Source organism: Sphingobium sp. Z007, assembly GCF_900013425.1.
In the GTDB taxonomy this organism is placed as follows: domain Bacteria; phylum Pseudomonadota; class Alphaproteobacteria; order Sphingomonadales; family Sphingomonadaceae; genus Sphingobium.
Window position 1 is genome coordinate 1,405,520 of record NZ_FBXK01000005.1, and the last position, 18,496, is coordinate 1,424,015.

General features: G+C 62.5%; 14 protein-coding genes, 1 tRNA gene and 2 pseudogenes. 9 read left to right on the top strand and 8 right to left on the bottom strand.

Annotated elements, in window-relative coordinates; genetic code table 11:
- Window positions 1-11 precede the first annotated feature (11 nt).
- On the bottom strand, window positions 12-239 hold the full coding sequence (locus CEQ44_RS24735; RefSeq protein WP_217895010.1) for a hypothetical protein: 228 nt from the start codon (window positions 237-239) through the stop codon (window positions 12-14).
- A 15-nt stretch (window positions 240-254) separates the two neighbouring features.
- On the opposite strand from CEQ44_RS24735, the gene CEQ44_RS14745 reads away from it, so the two are divergent.
- The 4 genes from CEQ44_RS14745 (at window position 255) to CEQ44_RS14760 (ending at window position 3,485) form a co-directional block, all read left to right on the top strand.
- The gene (locus CEQ44_RS14745) at window positions 255-863 is read left to right on the top strand and encodes an SHOCT domain-containing protein (protein WP_217895009.1); all 609 of its coding nucleotides are present in this window, start codon (window positions 255-257) and stop codon (window positions 861-863) included.
- 211 nt (window positions 864-1,074) lie between these two features.
- Complete coding sequence (locus CEQ44_RS14750) at window positions 1,075-2,121, top strand: catalase family peroxidase (protein WP_088183908.1); 1,047 nt, start codon at window positions 1,075-1,077, stop codon at window positions 2,119-2,121.
- Window positions 2,118-2,645: a cytochrome b gene (locus CEQ44_RS14755; RefSeq protein WP_088183907.1), complete on the top strand. Its 528-nt coding sequence runs from the start codon at window positions 2,118-2,120 to the stop codon at window positions 2,643-2,645. The genes CEQ44_RS14750 and CEQ44_RS14755 overlap by 4 nt, the downstream gene beginning before the upstream one ends.
- 45 nt (window positions 2,646-2,690) lie before the next feature.
- On the top strand, window positions 2,691-3,485 hold the full coding sequence (locus CEQ44_RS14760) for an alpha/beta hydrolase (protein ID WP_254913696.1): 795 nt from the start codon (window positions 2,691-2,693) through the stop codon (window positions 3,483-3,485).
- A gap of 29 nt (window positions 3,486-3,514) precedes the next feature.
- Here the strand turns inward: CEQ44_RS14760 and CEQ44_RS14765 are convergent.
- Window positions 3,515-3,591: transfer RNA gene (locus CEQ44_RS14765), tRNA-Ile, on the bottom strand.
- Window positions 3,592-3,615: 24 nt separating this feature from the next.
- Window positions 3,616-4,047: pseudogene (locus CEQ44_RS14770) on the bottom strand (WalW protein); the annotation flags it as partial.
- 123 nt (window positions 4,048-4,170) lie between these two features.
- Between CEQ44_RS14770 and CEQ44_RS14775 the strand changes: the two are divergent.
- The gene (locus CEQ44_RS14775) at window positions 4,171-7,080 is read left to right on the top strand and encodes a Tn3 family transposase (protein WP_021224283.1); all 2,910 of its coding nucleotides are present in this window, start codon (window positions 4,171-4,173) and stop codon (window positions 7,078-7,080) included.
- Between the two features lie 142 nt (window positions 7,081-7,222).
- Window positions 7,223-8,089 carry a recombinase family protein gene (locus CEQ44_RS14780; protein WP_006953933.1) on the top strand — a complete coding sequence of 289 codons (867 nt, stop codon included), beginning with the start codon at window positions 7,223-7,225 and terminating at the stop codon, window positions 8,087-8,089.
- A 48-nt stretch (window positions 8,090-8,137) separates the two neighbouring features.
- Here CEQ44_RS14780 and CEQ44_RS14785 read toward each other — a convergent pair.
- A pseudogene (locus CEQ44_RS14785) lies at window positions 8,138-8,767 on the bottom strand (WalW protein); the annotation flags it as partial.
- Between the two features lie 78 nt (window positions 8,768-8,845).
- Complete coding sequence (locus CEQ44_RS14790; RefSeq protein ID WP_254914374.1) at window positions 8,846-10,570, bottom strand: HAMP domain-containing sensor histidine kinase; 1,725 nt, start codon at window positions 10,568-10,570, stop codon at window positions 8,846-8,848.
- 202 nt (window positions 10,571-10,772) lie between these two features.
- Here CEQ44_RS14790 and CEQ44_RS14795 point away from each other — a divergent pair, with 202 nt between their 5' ends.
- Complete coding sequence (locus CEQ44_RS14795; protein WP_066602894.1) at window positions 10,773-11,246, top strand: Lrp/AsnC family transcriptional regulator; 474 nt, start codon at window positions 10,773-10,775, stop codon at window positions 11,244-11,246.
- A gap of 29 nt (window positions 11,247-11,275) precedes the next feature.
- On the opposite strand, the gene CEQ44_RS14800 is transcribed toward CEQ44_RS14795, so the two are convergent.
- Both CEQ44_RS14800 and CEQ44_RS14805 read right to left on the bottom strand, forming a co-directional pair.
- Window positions 11,276-12,520: a hypothetical protein gene (locus CEQ44_RS14800; protein WP_373438204.1), complete on the bottom strand. Its 1,245-nt coding sequence runs from the start codon at window positions 12,518-12,520 to the stop codon at window positions 11,276-11,278.
- Between the two features lie 105 nt (window positions 12,521-12,625).
- Window positions 12,626-13,900, bottom strand: a complete 1,275-nt coding sequence (locus CEQ44_RS14805) for a hypothetical protein (RefSeq protein ID WP_088184098.1) — start codon at window positions 13,898-13,900, stop codon at window positions 12,626-12,628.
- A 279-nt stretch (window positions 13,901-14,179) separates the two neighbouring features.
- Between CEQ44_RS14805 and gyrA the strand changes: the two genes are divergently transcribed.
- Together gyrA and CEQ44_RS14815 are read left to right on the top strand one after the other, a co-directional pair.
- Complete coding sequence (gyrA, locus tag CEQ44_RS14810) at window positions 14,180-16,870, top strand: DNA gyrase subunit A (RefSeq protein WP_088183904.1); 2,691 nt, start codon at window positions 14,180-14,182, stop codon at window positions 16,868-16,870.
- Window positions 16,867-17,214: a DUF952 domain-containing protein gene (locus CEQ44_RS14815; RefSeq protein ID WP_088183903.1), complete on the top strand. Its 348-nt coding sequence runs from the start codon at window positions 16,867-16,869 to the stop codon at window positions 17,212-17,214. The genes gyrA and CEQ44_RS14815 overlap by 4 nt, the downstream gene beginning before the upstream one ends.
- Window positions 17,215-17,362: 148 nt before the next feature.
- Here CEQ44_RS14815 and CEQ44_RS14820 read toward each other — a convergent pair whose 3' ends face one another.
- Window positions 17,363-18,475 (bottom strand): glycosyltransferase, encoded by a 1,113-nt coding sequence (locus CEQ44_RS14820; protein ID WP_088184097.1) that lies wholly within the window; start codon window positions 18,473-18,475, stop codon window positions 17,363-17,365.
- Between the last annotated feature and the right edge of the window lie 21 nt (window positions 18,476-18,496).

Genomic DNA, 18,496 nt, shown 5'->3' on the forward strand with positions numbered 1-18,496 from the left:
TTGCGCCTCTATCAAACAGCGCATCGGACGGAGCGGAACCGATCGGCGCGCCAATCGTCCCTTGGATCATGCAGAACCAACAGCAGCATCATGGTGCCCCGCCTTCCATCAGCCTCTCTCCCGAAGGTAAGGCGGCAGCCGCCACGATCGCAGCGCGCCACGGCGTCAGCGTAGGCGCTGTTGCCGAACTGATTGGCGCTATTGCACGCGGTAGCGGCCGACAGGCGCAGTTCAATCATCCTGATTTGGGCGGCATGGGCCAGTGGTCGCAAGGCGGCATGGTGATGGTTGGAGATATGTTCGATAACAGGCTCAAGGCGCAGGTCGCTTCAATGTGCCAGGATGTTGCGTCTCTGCTTGAACGCGAAAATATTGGCGCTGAGGCAGAGGGCAAGTTGTCATCCTTCCTCGCATCACCAGCCTTGTCGCCTGATGACGGCGCATGGCCCGCATCGCTGGGACGACCGTCCTCTTCCGGTTCGCAAAACGGCATGCGCTATGCTGTTTTCCCGCAACATCGGCGCCTTGCCATCGAAGTGGGCGGCAAAACCACGATCTATGACACCGCCGGACATCAGATCAGCGGCTTTGGCCAGCAGCAAGGCGACGTTGGATCGCTCACGCTGACGGGCCAGAACGGGCTGGTCCATTTGGCGGATCTGTCCGTCGTCAGCAGCGAACCGGCGCAGGCTGCGCCGCAGGGATCATCGCTGCCGACCACAAGCCGAGCGCCCAACGCCGCCCAGGCAAGCGACGGTACGATCTTCGCCAAGATCGAGGGCCTTGCCGATCTTCATGCCAAAAATCTGTTGAGCGATGAGGAATATCACGCCAAGAAGGCCGAGTTGCTGGCGAGGATATGACAGGCTCCTATGTCGTCGCATGATGGCAGGACATGGATCATTCTCCAATCCAATCTGGGCCATCGCCGGAATATAAGCCTGGCCAGGAGTGTGTTGCGATACCGCAACATATGCGTGATGATTTTGCGGGAGACGGTGTTTGGCGGACGATAGGCGACAAACCCACGAGCCACGGCCCCAAGGCACTCTCGACCTGCTGAAGCAAAGACCGTTGCAAGCCATCGGCATTGGCGTGCTGCTGGCCGCGACGACGGGCCTGTTCCTCTATACTGGCGGATTTCTAACGAGCGCGCGACTGAGCGGCGCACGCATGACCGATCAAATCGAGACCAGCGGGGGCGGCGCGCATGCAGGCTTTCGTCGCGCGCATGCCAAAGGGATTTGCATAGCCGGATCGTTCGTGGGCACCGCCGCAGGACGCGCCCTGTCGAAGGCGGCCGTGTTCCAGGGCAGCATCGTCCCTGTCACAGGGCGTTTTGCGGTCGGCAGCCCGGACCCCTATGCCAAAGATCCCGATGTCGGCGTGCGTAGCATGGCGTTACGGCTCCAGCCTGCCGGCGCGCAGGAATGGCGCATGGCGATCAACGACACGCCGGGCCTTGCGGTCTCGACCCCACAGGCTTTTTATGAGAACGCCGTCGCCTCCGCTCCCGATCCCGCCACGGGAAAGCTTGATCCGAAAAAGGTGGCGGCGTTCCTGGCGAAACATCCCGAAACGGTCGCGTTCAAGGCGCGGATGATGGCCAAACCCATGGCATCGGGTTTCGCCAACGACAGCTACAACAGCATCAACGGTTTCATATTCGTGGCGCCTGACGGCAAGCGTCGGCTCGTGCGCTGGTCGATGCAGGCGCTCGATCCCTTCGCGGTGCTATCGCCCGCCATGCGTAAAGGTCGATCGGCCAACTATATGTTCGACGATCTGCTGGCGCGCGTCGCGAAGGGACCGATCCGCTGGCGCCTCATCGCCACCATAGCCGAGCCTGGCGATCCCAATCGCGCCGCTGAAGTCTGGCCTGACGACAGGAAGACGGTCGACATGGGCATGCTGACGATCGACCATGTCGAGGCCGAGACGAAGGGCAACTGCCAGGATGTGAATTTCGATCCGCTGATCCTTCCTGCGGGGATCGAACCGTCGGACGACCCCATTCCTTTCGCCCGGTCGGCTGTCTATGCCGAGAGCTTCCGTCGCCGGGCGGGCGAACATAAACGGCCGGGCGCCTTATCGAACCAATCTGCAGGGGCAGCGCGATGACCCGGACCGTTACCCGTTTTCCGCTCCTGTCCCGCGTCCTCCACTGGACGATGGCGGTGTTGATAGTGGCCATGCTGTTCATCGGCGTCGGCATGGTCAGCACGACGTCGCCGCGCTATGATGCGCTATTATCGATCCACCGCAGCATCGGGATCTTTATCCTTGTTCTGGTTGCGCTGCGCCTGATCAATCGGCTGTTCAATCCGCCCCCTTCCCTTCCGGCAGACCTGCCGGTTTGGCAGACAATGTTGGCCAAGGCTTCCCACCTCCTGCTCTATGGATTGATGTTCGCCTTGCCGATCATCGGCTGGGCCATGCTGTCGGCGGGCGGCTATCCTTTTGAGATATTCGGATCGATAGACCTGCCACCCATCACGCCGCGCGATTTGGCCTTGTTCGCGATGCTGAGGTCTGCGCACACGATTCTGGCATTCATTCTGTTTGCGACTTTTCTGGCGCATGTCGGCGCCGCCCTGTTCCACGGCTTTATCCGTCGGGACGGGGTCCTCAAAAGCATGACCTGACACACAAACTATTGGTCTTAACGATATAGGGGCGGAGATGCCGATATGATGAAGTTCGGCATATTAGGCATCGCGCTCATCGCTGCATCCTGCGCGGATAAAGCGCCGCCGCCGCCGGAAAATGCAACCGCCCAGGCCCAAGGCGCGCTGGCCGTGGCCGCCGAGACGGTCATCATCGGCACCAATGATGGAAAAAAGATTTTCGCCGATCACGTCCCTGTCGAACATGGGCGGGCCACTATCGTCCTGTTCCATCAGGCGGGATCGAGCAGCTACGAATATGCCGACATCGCCCCGAAGCTGAATGCTTTGGGCTACAGCACCCTGGTCGTCGATCAGCGCTCCGGCGGCAAGCTGTACGGTCCCAACCGGACCGTGAACGAATATGGCCAATCGGCGGGATCCTCTATCGACGCATTGCCGGACCTCGAAGCGGCGCTCAACTGGGCGCGCCTGCAGGGACAGCCTGTGATCCTCTGGGGTAGCAGCTATTCCGCATCGCTCGCCCTGCGCATCGCAGCGGACAACCCGACACTGGTCGCGGCGGTGTTGGCTTTCTCACCAGGGGAATATTTTGACGACAAAAATTATGTCCGCGCCGCCGCTGCAAAAGTGACGGTGCCGGTCTTCATCACCCAAGGCAAAGACGCCAAGGAAATGGCACAGTCGCAACCCATTTTCGACGCGCTGGCCAGCGGACAGAAAAAGATGTTCACGCCCCGCACAGGCGGGGTCCACGGCGCGTCCACATTGCGCGCCGACCGCAATCCGAACGGATCGGCCGAAAACTGGCAAGCGGTGGCGGCGTTTCTCGACGGGCTGAAGCTACCGCGATCTTGAGGATGTCCGCTATTAGATAGTTTGATATTTGGTGGGCCCGGCAGGACTTGAACCCGCAACCTATCCGTTATGAGCGGACAGCTCTAACCAGTTGAGCTACAGGCCCCACCTGCGCTGCCGATAAGCGGCATTACGCCGCTTTGCAAGCCTGTCCGCGCGGGGGAACTGCCGCAATAAGTTGATCGATGCTCGCGGCGGTGACGCCGCGCCGCGCCAAATGCGCCAGCACGCCGCCCCACCAACGGTAAAAGACCGCCAGGTCGGCTTCATCGCGGACATAGGGCGTATGTCCCGGCTCCAGTGTCGGCGAATGGAAGCTGAAATTCAGCACTCGCACGCCCTCTTCCATCAGCGCGTCGATCGCGGCTATGGCCTCCTGCAGCGGGACGCCTTCGGGCGTCAGCGGGATACGGCTGAACATCCTAGCGCGCGACAGGGCGCCCGCCAGCGGCCCGATCGCCTGGGCCGCGCGATACAAGCGTTCGCCGCCGCCACGCAACAGCCCCGCAAAGGCGGTGGAAAGCGGCAGTTCGATCAGTAAGCGGGTCGGCCCGGCCCAATAGGCCCAGTCGGCCCCAAGCTGCGATTTTGGCCAAGTCGGAGAACGTTTTGGGAACGTGGCATTCGGTATTGACGATGGAAATCATAGAAGAGGACAGTTCGCTCCATCATAGGGAGTGGGTTGATGGATCGGAGTATTCCGGGCGGGGATTTGATCGGACGATGGAGCCTGAGCTTTGCCGATATTGATTTTGTAAATTCGAAGCCGGCCCTGACGCGCCTTGGCCTCGCCGCGCAGCTGAAATTCTTCGCTTCCCTGGGGTTTTTCGCGATCGATCCCGGCTCAATCCCTACCGATGGCCTCTCGTATCTGGCCGAGCAACTCGGTGTCGAGGCTGGCGAGATAGCCGGTTATGACTTTTCCAGTCGGACAGCACGACGGCATTGTGCGGAGATCCTGATCCATCTTGGATATCACCGCATGAAGCGGGTGGATCGCGCGCAATTGACGGAATGGATTGCTGGCGAGCTGTGCCCGGGCGGCCAGTCGATCAATGCCATGCTTGAGCATGTTTTCCTGTGGTGCCGGGACCGGCGTATTTATGGGCCGTCGCGCAAGGAGCTTGAACGTGTCGTTCGCTCACAACGGCAAGATTATCTGGACACCTGGCTGATCGGAGCCAGTGATCGGCTTTCGTCAGATGCGGTGGCGTTATTGGAAGCCTCGCTTGCCGATCCGGACAGCTCGACCGGATTCAACAGGATGAAGGGTGACGCCGGACAGGCAACGCTCGACAACATTCTCGACGTGACCGAGAAACTCGCCTTTATCCAGAGACTTGATCTTCCCCATGATCTCCTGACGGCTACGGGCAAGCCATGGGTCGATCAGATTGTTCGCCGCGTTGCCGGTGAAAAGGCCTCGGAGATGCGCCGGCATGCGCCGGCGCGACAGCTCGGCCTTTATGCGATTTATCTAATGTCGCGGGAGGCGCAACTCACTGACGCGATGATCGACCTGCTGATCGAAACCGTTCACAAGATCGGAACGCGCTCGAAACGCAAGGTGGTGGGCGATATCGCGAAAGACATCGAGCGGGTCTATGGAAAGGAGCGCCTGCTGGTCGAGATCGCCAGCGCCTCGATCAATGAACCATCGGGGCGCATCTGCGATGTCATTTTCCCGATCGCCGGTAAGGCCAAGCTGGCGGCGATCGTCAAGGAGAGCCATGCGAAGGGCGCTCTGGACCGGCGCATCTACAAGGTGATGCGTGGTTCCTGGGCCAATCATTACCGGCGCATGCTGCCAAGCCTGCTTTCCGTACTTGAGTTCCGGTCGAACAACGCGGTGTGGCGGCCGGTCCTGGCGGCCCTCGACTGGATCAGGAGCAAGGTGGATGGCGGATGCCGCTTCGTGCCATTGCAGGATGTTCCGATCGATGAGGTGATTCCAGCGCGATGGCGCAGTTCCGTCATTGATGACGATGGGCGGGTAAACCGGATCAGCTATGAGCTTTGCGTCCTGACGCAACTGCGCGACCGCATCCGCTCCAAAGAAATCTGGGTGGTCGGGGCGGATCGCTATCGCAATCCCGATGACGATCTTCCCAAGGACTTCGAGATCAGGCGAGATGCGTACTATTCCGGCCTCAGCCTGACGCCAGATGCGCAGGCGTTTTGCGCCTCGATCCGGGAGGAGCTTGAACGGGAACTGTTGCTCCTCAATGCCAATATTCCACAAAACGACAAGGTCCGGCTCCTGTGGCGCGGCGACAACCGGATATCGATTACACCGTTCAAGCCCTTGCCCGAACCGAAGGGTCTCGCTTCGATCAAAAGCGAGATCGGTCAGCGCTGGCCGATGACCGGACTGCTGGACGTGTTGAAAGAGGCTGCTCTGGACACGGGATTGATGGATGCTTTCGAAACGTCGGCCTCGCGGGTTACCCTGTCGAAAGCAGCCTTGGCTCAGCGTCTTTTGCTGTGTCTCTATGGCTTGGGCACGAACGCCGGGCTCAAGCGGGTCGCTGGCGCAACACCCGATGTCAGTTACGAGGAATTGCTGCATGTCCATCGCCGTTTCATCCACGCGCCAGCGCTGAGGGAGGCGTGCGCGCGGGTAGCAAACGCGACACTGGCAATCCGCAATGCCGCAGTATGGGGAGATGCGGGCACGGCATGCGCGTCCGATTCAACGAAGTTCGGCGCGTGGGACCGCAACCTGATGACGGAATGGCACGCCCGCTATGGCGGCCGTGGCGTCATGATCTACTGGCATGTGGAGAAGCGCGCGACCTGCGTTTATTCCCAGCTCAAGCGGTGCTCTTCCTCGGAGGTCGCCTCCATGATCGAAGGCGTGCTACGCCATTGCACCGACATGGAAATCCAGCGCCAGTACGTCGATAGCCACGGCCAGAGCGCAGTCGGCTTTGCGTTCTGCCGACTCCTTGGATTTGAGCTTGCCCCGCGGCTGAAAGCAGTGGCACGCCAGAAACTGGCCCTTCCCCAAGCCGGCATGCGCACGCGGCTTTCCAATTTACTGCCGATCCTCTCCAGCCCGATCGACTGGGACGAGATCGAGCAACAATATGACGAAATGGTCAAATATGCCGCTGCCATGCAATCGCGCACCGCCGATCCGGAAGCGATCCTGCTCCGGTTTGCCAGAGCCGAAGTGATGCACCCGACCTACAAGGCGCTGAGTGAACTCGGCCGCGCGGTCAAAACAATCTTCCTATGCCGGTATTTGCGTCAGGAGGCATTCCGCCGCGAGATCCACGAAGGGCTGAATGTGGTTGAGAACTGGAACGGCGCTAATGGTTTCGTGTTCTTCGGCAAGGGCGGCGAGATCGCCACCAACCGCATCCATGAGCAGGAAATCTCCGTTCTGGCGCTACACCTCCTGCAAGCGTCGCTGGTGTATGTGAACACCCGCATGCTTCAGACCGTACTGGTTGAGCCGAAGTGGGCGGGGCGGATGACGCCGGAAGATTATCGTGGTCTCACGCCGTTGATCTACAGTCATGTGAACCCTTATGGCCGCTTCGACCTCGACCTGAACGACCGGATTGATTTTGGACGGCTTGCAGCGTGAGGCGGCTGATCGGCCTATAACATTTGGGTACACCCCAGAGTGATAGGGCCGAGTGACACCATTCGTCTGTCACAAAAGGGTGGGTTTGCGCTCAATGTGACGATACACTGCAAGAGCCACCCTAATGTGACGGATTTTGCACTTGGCTCGTATCGGATATGCCCGCGTCAGCACCACGGACCAGGATCTGGATATCCAGATTGGCCGCCTCAAGAATGCAGGTTGCGAAATTATCCGTTCCGAGACCGGATCGGGGGCCTCGCGGAGCGGGCGCACGGAACTGGAAACGATCATGCAGTTTATGCACACCGGCGACGAGCTGGTCGTGCTGCGGCTCGACCGGCTCGGCCGCTCCACGCGCGATGTCCTGAACCTGGTGCATGAGCTTGATGAAAAGGGAGCTTCGCTGCGCATCCTTGAGCCAGAGGTGACGACGGCGGGCGACATGGGGCGAATGGTCATCACCATACTCGGCATGGTCGCCGATATGGAGCTGAAGTTCATCAAGGATCGTCAGCGCGCCGGGATCGAAGCGGCGCGCGCCGAAGGCGTTTACAAAGGCCGGAAGAAGAACGTCGATGACGATGAAATCCGCCGTCGCCTTGCCGCCGGCGCCAGCAAGGCCCGCGTTGCCCGCGACCTGAAGGTCTCACGAATGACCGTCTATCGGGCGCTCGACATTATTCCGTCACAGACCAAACTGCCGGAAAAGCCGCCCACTGCCAGCATCGCCCTGCATCTGATTATCGAGAACTTCAACAAGCGTGGAAGAGGTAGAAAACCCGCTCGGGAGCGGATTGAGGCGATGCTGGAACGCGACTACGCCATGGTAAAAAACGGCAATTGTGATTACAAACTGACCGTCGCCTATGACCCCGATCCGGATGGCATTTCCCTTGATGAGGAAATCCAAAGCCTCCTCTCCGAGATGTTCAACATCGCAGAGAGCTACAATTGCTCCATGGAAGCCGATATCTACGAGGTCGGTGGTCAGCAACGGTCCTGGTAGAATCAATCAAGCGTTCAGTGTTCGTTCTTCAACCTGGCCAAAATCGCAGCTTCGGGCCGACTGGGCCATCTTGGGTTCCTGCGCTAGGCCACGGAAATCCGGGCCATGCTGGTGGCTATAGTCGAAGCGGCTGCGTACCGAACTGTCGAGGCGGAAACCCGCCTCCTCCAACAGGCGCGCGCTGTTGGGGCCGACGCCATAGCGTCCGGCGCGATAGGCGATGGGGCGGCGGCCGAACCGCGCTTCGATGCGCTGGCACAGCGCCTCCAGCTTCGCGCGCTCGACCGCTTCGGGCAGGAAGCCGACATAGCTGTTGGCGGCGTTCACATCCTCGACATGCGGCGGATTGACCCACGGGTGGAGATGGGCGCCGATGTCGGCCGCGCCATCGCTGATCCATTGGCCCATCATCGTGGCGGCGGCATCGCTGTCGATCACGGGATAATCGGTCACATAGATGGGTTTCACACCAGCCGCCGCGAAATAGGCCTGGCCACGGGCCATCCCCGCCAGCGCGGTGACGCGATCGCTGGCGCGGTTGAACGGGGCATCCCAGTCAAACTCTTCCTCGGTATCGACGAACAGCATGAACCGAGTTCCGAAGGCGGGGTCGAGGGCGATCATGTCCTGCGCCAGCGGCGGCTGGAGCAGATTGCCATCATGGAATTGAGCAGTCATGGCGTATCCCTATCGCCCAATCGTTGCGATAGGGTTTCCCTGCCCCCCCCTCAGGCTTGGCCCGTTAGACTTGGCCCCTCAGGCGTGATCCGCCAGATCACTGACGACCGCGACCGCGGGAATGGTCAGCAGCAACCGTCCCGGCTCAATCGTCAGCCCACCACCGCATGTCGCGGCCAGGCCGCGGATCAGCCGCAGCGAAAAGCCCAGGCCCAGCAACGGGCCATCGACCCAGTCGCCGCTGGCATCATAGCCCGGATCGAGCAATTGCGCTTCATCCATGCCGATCAGGGTGGAGGGCCGATCGACCGCCAACACGACCCGCCCCGCCGCGCCATCCGGCTGGAACCAGCAAGCGCCAGTCACTGCCTCTGCCGGCGGCGCCACCGAAACGGCCGTGCGCAGCAGATGCTGCACCATCCGTTCGCCCTGCACCGGGTCGATGCGCACCTGCGGCAATCCGGGCGCAACGGCAATGTCGATATCGACCGCCCCCTGGTCGGCAAAGCGGGTCGCAACCTGCGTCACCAACAGCGCGGGATCGATCAATTGGGGCATGGTCACGCCATCGCCGCGCGATACCCTGGCCGCCAGATCCAGATCGTCGAACGCGGCGAGCAGGTGGCGCGCATCGACGGCGATCTTGCCGGCCATGTCGCGATACTGGACCCCGGCGGCGCCGAACAATTCCTGCTCGATGATCTCGGCGAAGCCCAATATCGCGTTCAGGGGCGTCCGCAGTTCATGCACCAGTTGCCGCAGCGAATCGGCCGACAGTCCAGCGATGGCCATGGCGGCCGGCTTGGGTTCACTCGCGACTTCATGCAGGAAAGGGCGGCGCGCCTGTCCGCGATAGCCCTGGAAACGGCCTGAGCGGGTGTCGAAAAACGGGGTTGCGGACAAACGCCACTCGCCCGCCATCGCACCGCCGACGATCGTATAACGGCCGTTCTGGAAGCCGCTGCGGCGCGCGAAAGCACCGGCGACATAAGCGTCAGGGCCGCTGCCGCCCTCCAGCGCGACATCGCCCAATGTAAGTCCAATCAGAGCCGCGCGCGGACCCTGATCGATCCACAGGATGATGCCCTCCGCATCGGTTTCGAACGCGAAGTCGCGGGGTGCCGCCTCCCGGACGGGGAATGTGTCGGCGTTGGCGGGTTCCGGCGGCTTGCGCGTGCTGGTGAAGCGCGCGATCCGATCGACTAGGTTACGGATCTGCCCCTCGTCGCCCGGCTGCGGACGCAGCGGCGTGATTGTCGCAGACGCCTTCGGCTCGATCGCCGACCGTTCGGAATCCGCCGCCATCTCCGGGGTCAGGATCATGTCGCTGTCGCCGACCATGTCCTGCCGCGCCGTGGACAGCACCAGATCATGCGCGCCGAACGCTTCGAGCGCCTGGCGGGTCGCCGGACCGATGTCGCGCCGCCCGCGCAGCACGCCACGCGCCGTCGGCGTCAGGTGCGGCAGCAGGTCGATCCAGGCCGCCTCCGGCAATTGCGCGCGCGCCGTGGCGGCGGCGGCGATCGAAGGCCGATCATTGGCGAAGAAGGTGACTAGGCTGGGCGAACGCAGGCGGCCGCCCAGCTCGACCACGGTCGCGATTCGCTGCGTTTCGGTCAGTTGCGGCCGCAGGGCGGACAAGCGGTCGAGGAGCGCGCCACGCTCTTCCGCTGCCATGGTCGGTCGCTCCGCCCGATCGCGCTGGGCGAGGAGGTCGACACATTGGCGCCACAACGTCACCGCGCCCAGCCCGCTACGGTCCTGCGCCGCCAGCACTGTCTGCATGAGATCGTCGAAACGCACCAAAATCCCCAAATTATGCGGGTTATCGGCCGGTGTCTCGCAGCATACGGACACGACCCCCATCACCGATAGGCGCTCCACGCGGAAAGGAAAAGGCCCCGACGCTGCGAACGAAAGCGATCGTCGCATAGTGGGACAATTGCATTGCCCTGAAACATTATTATGATGGGTCGTATAAACAGGACAGGAAATAAGCGAAATAATGGCCGGCCCCAATATCGACGACATCGACATGCAGATCCTGGGCGAACTGCAACAGGACGGCAGGATGACCAATGTGGAATTGGCGCGCAAAGTCGGTCTGACCGCGCCGCCATGCCTGCGTCGGGTCCGCGCTCTGGAGGAAGCCGGTGCGATCAAATCCTACCATGCCGTCGTCGATCCGGCGATGCTGGGCTATACGATCACCGTGTTCGCCATGGTCAGTCTGAAAAGCCAGGCGGAGGCCGATCTCAAGGCGTTTCAGGACCATGTCGCATCGCTGCCCGAAGTGCGCGAATGCCATATGCTGAACGGAGAAATCGACTTCATCCTAAAAGTGGTGGCGCGCGATCTCCAGAGCTTCCAGCAGTTCCTGACGTCGAAACTGACGCCGGCGCCCAATGTCGTCAGCGTCAAGACGTCGCTGACGATCCGCACATCCAAGAACCAGCCCGGCGTCCCCCTGCCCGTCTGAACTTGGACGGCGGGGGAAGCCCGATCGCGTTAGCCAGTCTTCCGGTCCTGATGCGCGGTCCAGGCGGTCCAGAAGCCTGCGATTGCGGTCCAGGGACCGGTGACCTGCGCCAGCGTCGCCTGGGCATTGGGCAGGTCGCCGGACCGTGCCAGCGCCACGCCCAGCCGCGCATTGGCGCGCCCTTCGTCGATCCCGCCCTTCGTCAACGCCACGCGATATTGTTCGACCGCCTGCGGGAATTGGCCAAGCGAGAAATAGCTGTCCGCGACAGCCAGCGCATCCTTGCCGTTGCTTGCCGCCGCCGCCTTTTTCAACATGGCGGGCAAGGCGGCGATTTCCTTGGTAGCCTTGGGTGTGACGCTCTTGAGCAACTGGCTGGTCACGCTCTGGGTAGGGGTCAACTTACCCGCCTTGCGGCCGGATTCGATGATCGCCTTGGCTTCGGAATAATAGCCTGACTTCTCGGCCGCCTGCGCATAGGCCTGATAGTCCCGCTCGCTCGCCATTGCGCCATTGGCCGCCTGCAGGCGATAGAGATCGAGTTGCAGTTGCGGCTCCAATTCGGCGGCGGCCTGGTAATTGACAAGGGCGGACCGCCATTCTTCCTTGCCATCCTGCTGGTTCAGCCGGTCACGATATAATTGTCCGACTTCGGTCCAGTCGCCGGCCTGATAGGCCATAGAGATAGCCCGATCAATCCAGGCCAGCGTCACCGGCTGTCCCGACGCCTTCTGCCGGGCAATCGCCTCCTGAACGAAGGGGCGGGCTTCCTTGGGCTTGTTGCGGCGCAGGGCGATATCGGCGCGCAGCATGGTCGCGTCGATGCCGTCATAGCCCAACGTCTTGGCATAATCGAGTTGCGCGGTAGCGTCCGCATAATTGCCGACCATGTAGGACAGATAGGCCGCGACATAGCGCAGTCGCGGCGCTTCGCTGCGCGGCAGGGCGGTGGTCTTGAACATGTCGGTCAGGGCAATGCGCTCCGCCTGCACGTCGCGACGCTGCGCCGCCAATTGGAAACGCATGCCGGCCGCCACATAGGATTCGAAATCATTGGCGGGGCTGAGCGCGGCGATCCGCGCGCTGGCCGTGGCCGTATCACGCGCCCTGAGCGCGGCTTCCGCCGACTGCGCAGCGGCGCGAAAACCATCCGACATTTCGATCGGCGGACCGGTCACGACCGGCACTTTCTTCTTCGCCGATACAGGCGTCGCCATAATCGCAATGGCGGTCGCCAGCGCCGCCAGCGGCAGGCGGGAAATCTTGATATTCATGCGCATGGCCGCCCCGGCCTCCCCCGAATAATAATCATATAATGCGACAAGGGCGCCGCGGCAGCAACCTGCCGCCACGGCGCCCTCCCTGTCAATCAAGCGCTATCAGGCGCCCTTGGTGCCCAGATAGGCGAGCCACAGGCCAGCGACCTGCTTGCGCGAACCGCCCTGCACCGCTTCGAATGCGGCCTTGGCGCCGGCATTGTCGCCGCCCAGCGTCTTGGCGATGCCCAGGCGCGAGTTGATCTCGTCCGCTTCAACGCCGCCCTTCTGCTTGGCGAGTTCGAACATCGCTGCAGCCTTCGCATAGTCGCCATAGCCCAGATAGGCGTCGCCTGTGGCGGCGGCGATCTTGCCGTTGGCGGCCTTCTTGGCGTCGGCTTCGGCAGCGCCCAGCGTGCTCTTGTCGCCCGCAATCTTGGGCACGGCGGTCTGGTAAACATCGGCGCCCTGGGTGGCGCTCAGCACGCCCTTGGAGCGGCCGGCGTCGATGGCGGTCTTGACCTCGCCATAGATGCCGGTTTTCGACGCCATTTCGGCATATTCGGTATAGTCCGCCGCGATGACCAGGCCGCCCGATACCGACAGAAGTCGCAGGACGTCGAGATTCTCGCGGTTCGAGATATTGGGATTGGCGCGCTGGAACAGGCGCACCAACGTCCGCAGATTCTGGCCGCTGGGTTCAGCCTGATAGGCCATCTTCGCCCATTCAGTCACATCCGGCAGCTTGGCTGCCTCGGCCCGGCTGACGCCGATCTGATACCATTGGGCCGGGACCTGCTGGCCCGCCGCCTTCATCGCATCGGCCGCGGCCTTGAGCGCCGTCAGACCCTGCTGGTTGAAGCCACGTGCCGGCTCGACCGAACCATTGCCGGTGCCCGCCTTGCCAAAATAGGCCTGGGCGATGGTGGGCTGCACCGATTCCGGCTTGTAACCGGCGGCGAGCGCCGCCTGGCCGCGCTGGATCGCAACATCGTAATTCTTGGCGGCCATCGCCTGATCGGCCGCGATTGCGTTGAACTGGCCGGCCTGTTCAGGCGGGGTCAGGCCGCTGTCCAGCATCTGGTTGAGCGCCTCGCCCTGCAATGCCGTATCCTTGGCCGCGATCGAGGTGTTCAGCTTGATCGCACCGATCTGATATTTGTCGTCGTTGGACGTGGCCTTGCTGTCCGCTTCGGCGAGCGCAGCCTTCGCGCCGGCGAAATCCTGCGCTTCTGCGGCCTTCTGCGCGGTTTGCAGCGCCTTGATGACGTCAGGCGACACGTTGAGCTTCGGGCCGGCCTTCTTTTCTTCCTTCTTCGCGGCGAAGGCAGGGGCGCTGATCGCGCCACCGGTCATCGCCAAAGCCAGCGCGAGCGCCACCGGGGTAACAAAACGCATGATCCTCATCTCCTCTGCGCGCCTGACGAGGGGACATCAGGCGACTTTTCGCTGTTGAGCGCCGATTAGGGGGCGGCGCGTGAACGGCCATTGAACAGCCGATATCGTCGGATTTTGCAACCGTTATGCAGCCGCTTCGTTCCACTTGCGAACATATCTGCGCTTCCTACCGTGTTGGTTGCCTGTGCGGGCGCGCGCGTGCGCGCGAGGGGTGACAGATTTGTTTCGCTCGGCTAGGGGTTGGGCAACAGAATCCATCCTGAAAAAAAGAGAATCGCATTGACCGACGAGACTGTCCTCGCCGACCCTTCGGACATCAGCCCCATCTCCATCGTGGAGGAGATGAAGGCCAGCTATCTCGACTATGCCATGTCCGTCATCGTCGCACGCGCCCTGCCGGACGTGCGCGACGGGCTGAAGCCGGTCCATCGCCGCATTCTCTTCTCCGCCCAGGAATCGGGCTTCGTTTACAATCGCCCCTATCGCAAATCCGCGCGCCTCGTCGGTGAGGTGATGGGTAAATATCACCCCCATGGCGACAGTTCGATCTACGACGCCTTGGCCCGCATGACGCAGGACTGGTCGATGCGGGTGCCGCTGATCGACGGCCAGGGGAACTTCGGTTCCATGGACCCCGATCCGCCAGCCGCCATGCGCTACACCGAAGCGCGCCTGGCGAAGGTGGCGACTGCGCTGCTGGACGATCTGGACAAGGACACGGTCGATTTCACGCCCAACTATGACGCGTCGGAAAGCGAGCCGCAGGTATTGCCTGCCCGTTTTCCAAACCTGCTGGTCAACGGCGCGGGCGGCATCGCGGTCGGCATGGCGACCAATATTCCGCCGCATAACCTGGGCGAAGTGCTGCGCGCGTGCCTCGCCTATATCGACAATCCCGGCATCACGACCGACGAGTTGATCGCGATCGTCCCCGGTCCTGATTTCCCGACCGCGCCGTTGATCCTGGGCCAGTCGGGCGCGCGCAGCGCCTATCATACCGGGCGCGGCTCCATCATGATGCGTTCGCGCCATGTGATCGAAAGCGGGCGCGGCGCCAGAAATGACGGGCGTGAATCCATCGTCCTGACCGCCATCCCCTATCAGGTCGGCAAGAACGGCCTCGTTGAAAAGATCGCCGAAGCCGCCAAGGACAAGCGGATCGAAGGCATTAGTGACATTCGCGACGAATCCAACCGCGAAGGCGTGCGGATCGTCATGGATCTCAAGCGCGACGCGACGCCCGAAGTCGTGCTGAATCAGCTGTGGCGCAACACCCCGGCCCAGTCGAGCTTCCCGGCCAACATGCTGGCAATCCGCGGCGGCCGCCCCGAATTGCTGGGCTTGCGCGAGATTATCGAGGCCTTCGTCAAGTTCCGCGAAGAGGTCATCACCCGCCGCACCAAGTTCGAACTGAACAAGGCGCGCGACCGGGCGCATATCTTGCTGGGCCTGGTCGTCGCGGTCAGCAACCTGGACGAGATGGTCAAGATCATCCGTGGATCGTCCAGCCCCGCCGAAGCCCGCGAAAAGCTGCTGGCGCGCGAATGGCCGATCGGCGAGATCGCGCCCTATCTGCGCCTGGTGGAAGCGATCGAGAGTGACGTCCATGGCGACGTCTACAAGCTGTCGGACATTCAGGTCCGCGCGATCCTGGACCTTCGTTTGCATCGCTTGACGGCATTGGGCCGCGACGAGATCGGCAAGGAACTGTCCGAACTGGCCGAAGCGATTGCGGAATATCTGGCGATTCTGGGCGATCGGGTGAAGCTCTACGCGGTGATGCGCGAAGAACTGGAAGCGATCGAAAAGGAATTTGCGACCCCGCGCCTGTCGGAAATCACCGCCGCCGCCGACGGGATCGAGGACGAGGATCTGATCGAGCGCGAGGAGATGGTCGTCACCGTCACCGTGCAGGGCTATATCAAGCGCACCCCGCTCGAAAGTTTCCGCGCGCAGGCGCGCGGCGGCAAGGGCCGGTCCGGCATGGCGACCAAGGATGAGGACGCCGTCACCGAAATGTTCGTGACGTCGACCCATACGCCGGTCCTGTTCTTCTCGACCGCCGGCAAAGTCTATCGCATGAAAGTGTGGCGCCTGCCCGAAGGCGGCCCGGCGACGCGCGGCCGGCCGATGGTCAACCTGCTGCCACTGGGTCCGGGCGAAACCATCCGCACCGTGCTGCCGCTGCCGGAGGATGAGGATAGCTGGAAGGATCTGCACGTCATGTTTGCGACAGCGAACGGGACGGTTCGCCGCAATAGCATGGACGCTTTCGCCAATGTGCCCAGCAACGGCAAGCTCGCCATGCGCTTCGACGAAGGCAGCGACGATCGCCTGATCGGCGTGGCGCTGCTGACCGAGGAGGATGACGTGCTGCTGGCGACCCGCCAGGGCAAGGCGATCCGTTTCGCCGCGACCGACGTGCGCGAGTTCCAGAGCCGCACCTCGACCGGGGTGCGCGGCATGACATTGAAGGACGATGACGAGGTCATCTCCCTGTCGATCCTCAAGGGCTTCGACGCTACCCCGGACGAACGCGAGGCCTATCTGCGCGCCGCGCCGTGGAAGGATAATGACGCGGAATCGACTTTGCCGGCCGAACGCGCCGCGCAATTTGCCGCGGCGGAACAGTTCATCCTGACCGTTTGCACCAATGGCTATGGCAAATTGTCGTCCGCTTATGATTATCGCCGCACAGGCCGTGGCGGTCAGGGCATCACCAATATCGACAATATCGCCCGCAACGGCCCGGTCGTCGCCAGCTTCGCCGCCACCCAGGCGGACCAGTTGATGTTGGTCACCGATCAGGCCAAGCTCATTCGCATGGGCCTCGACAGCCTGCGCGTCATCGGTCGCAATTCGGCGGGCGTGCGCCTGTTCGATGTGGCGAAGGACGAGCATGTCGTGGGCGCCGCGAAGATCGAGGAAAGCGAAGAGGCCGAACCGACCGAGGCGACGCCGGACGCATGAGCGACCTTTTCGCCTATAAGGTGCTGACTGCCGAGCAATATGACCAGTTCAAGGCCGACGGTGTGTTCAAGGGCGCGCCGATCGACCTGACGGACGGTTATATCCATATGTCGACCCGCGATCAGGCGGCCGAAACGGTGGCCAAGCATTTTGCCGGGCAGGATCGGCTGGTCATGCTGATGATCGATCTCGCGCCGTTCGGCGACGCGATCCGGTGGGAGGAATCGCGCGGCGGCGCGCTGTTCCCCCACCTCTATGCCGACCTGCCGATCAGCGCGGTTGCGGGCAAGGTGGTGCTACGCGTCGGCGACGATGGGCGACATCTGTTCCCGGCCGGGTTTTAACGACCGGTCGTCATATGACGCGCCGGCTGTCCTATTGCGGGCGTGCATGGTACAAGCCGTTGAGGCGGCGCTCAGGATCGCGACAGCCACGACATAAAATTTCCTACATTGGTATCGAAATTTCAAAACGAGCGGGAAATGTGCGAAGTTAAGCGCGATCCATGCGTATCACCCTGCCGCCCTTGACCCGATAATTCCAGCCGCCCCAGCATATGCCGTTCGATGTAGCAGCCGCCAGTTGCACCGCCAGATGCGCCCATGCCACGGCGAACGGCGCCGCCATGTCCCACAGAAGTGATCGCCGTGCCTTGGCCGCCTGCGCCGGCTCCAGCACCGCGCCGATGATCACGCGCCGCACCAGCGCCCGGCTCCATGCCGCGCCATAGCCGATCGCGACTGCAACCCATCCGCCCCAGCCCAGCGCCCAGGCCCAGGCCCCAGCCTGCACCGCCACCACGCCGGTCGCCAGCGCCCACATGCCGATGCTGTTGGTGGCGATATGGCGATATTGGCGAACGCCGAAATCCAGCAGATCGGCCGTCCGCCCTTCCAACGGGCTGGCAACCAGCAGGTCGCGCACCGGCCGCAGCCGCAGTTTCGCGCGCCAACCTGCAAGGCCAATCGTCATGTCGTCGGACAGGCGACCGGCCAGCGCCGCGGCAAGGTCCAGCCGGTTCGCGACCTCCCGCGTCAGGGCCATCGCCCCGCCCCATGGCATGGTCGCGTTGGCAGACCGCGGCAGTGTCGCCAGCTGCATCTCGACCGCGCCGACCAGCGCCGCCATCGCCCCACGCTCCGGCAGCAGCAGGCGATAGCCGGTCACGATATCGGCCTTGCCCCGCACCAGCGGGAATAGCAGCCGCCCGACCAGCCGCACTGGCGGTTCTATATCGGCGTCGATGAAGACGAGATAGCGATCGTCCGGCCGCAGCGCCCGCAGCGCCGCGCGCAGCTTGTGGACCTTCTGCCCCTCATCCACCGCCACGCCGGCCGCAACGACCTGAACCCAGTCACCTTCCCGCGCGGCCAGCAGGTCGGCCGCCGGACAATTGCCTGATGTGGCAATCAACAGCCGAAACGGAGCGCTCTGCGCCTTTAACCGGGCAATCAGATTGGCCCCGCCGTCCCACTCGTCGCGAACGCTCAGGATGACGACCACCCCCTTAGGTGCCTCGATCTTGCGCTCCTTTGGCAGGTGCCGCCAATAATTTACTACCCCCAGAAGCGTCAGCGCCTGAAGGGCGGTCCAAAGCCATATCATCGCTGTCACTGCACCCCTTTA

What these genes read in the sequence shown, in the direction of transcription:
- CEQ44_RS24735 (WP_217895010.1), bottom strand. Translation starts at nt 239, where the DNA reads ATGATTGAACTGCGCCTGTCGGCCGCTACCGCGTGCAATAGCGCCAAT.
- CEQ44_RS14745 (WP_217895009.1), top strand. Translation starts at nt 255, where the DNA reads ATGGGCCAGTGGTCGCAAGGCGGCATGGTGATGGTTGGAGATATGTTC.
- CEQ44_RS14755 (WP_088183907.1), top strand. Translation starts at nt 2,118, where the DNA reads ATGACCCGGACCGTTACCCGTTTTCCGCTCCTGTCCCGCGTCCTCCAC.
- CEQ44_RS14760 (WP_254913696.1), top strand. Translation starts at nt 2,691, where the DNA reads ATGATGAAGTTCGGCATATTAGGCATCGCGCTCATCGCTGCATCCTGC.
- CEQ44_RS14775 (WP_021224283.1), top strand. Translation starts at nt 4,171, where the DNA reads ATGGATCGGAGTATTCCGGGCGGGGATTTGATCGGACGATGGAGCCTG.
- CEQ44_RS14795 (WP_066602894.1), top strand. Translation starts at nt 10,773, where the DNA reads ATGGCCGGCCCCAATATCGACGACATCGACATGCAGATCCTGGGCGAA.
- CEQ44_RS14800 (WP_373438204.1), bottom strand. Translation starts at nt 12,520, where the DNA reads ATGAATATCAAGATTTCCCGCCTGCCGCTGGCGGCGCTGGCGACCGCC.
- CEQ44_RS14805 (WP_088184098.1), bottom strand. Translation starts at nt 13,900, where the DNA reads ATGCGTTTTGTTACCCCGGTGGCGCTCGCGCTGGCTTTGGCGATGACC.
- CEQ44_RS14815 (WP_088183903.1), top strand. Translation starts at nt 16,867, where the DNA reads ATGAGCGACCTTTTCGCCTATAAGGTGCTGACTGCCGAGCAATATGAC.
- CEQ44_RS14820 (WP_088184097.1), bottom strand. Translation starts at nt 18,475, where the DNA reads ATGATATGGCTTTGGACCGCCCTTCAGGCGCTGACGCTTCTGGGGGTA.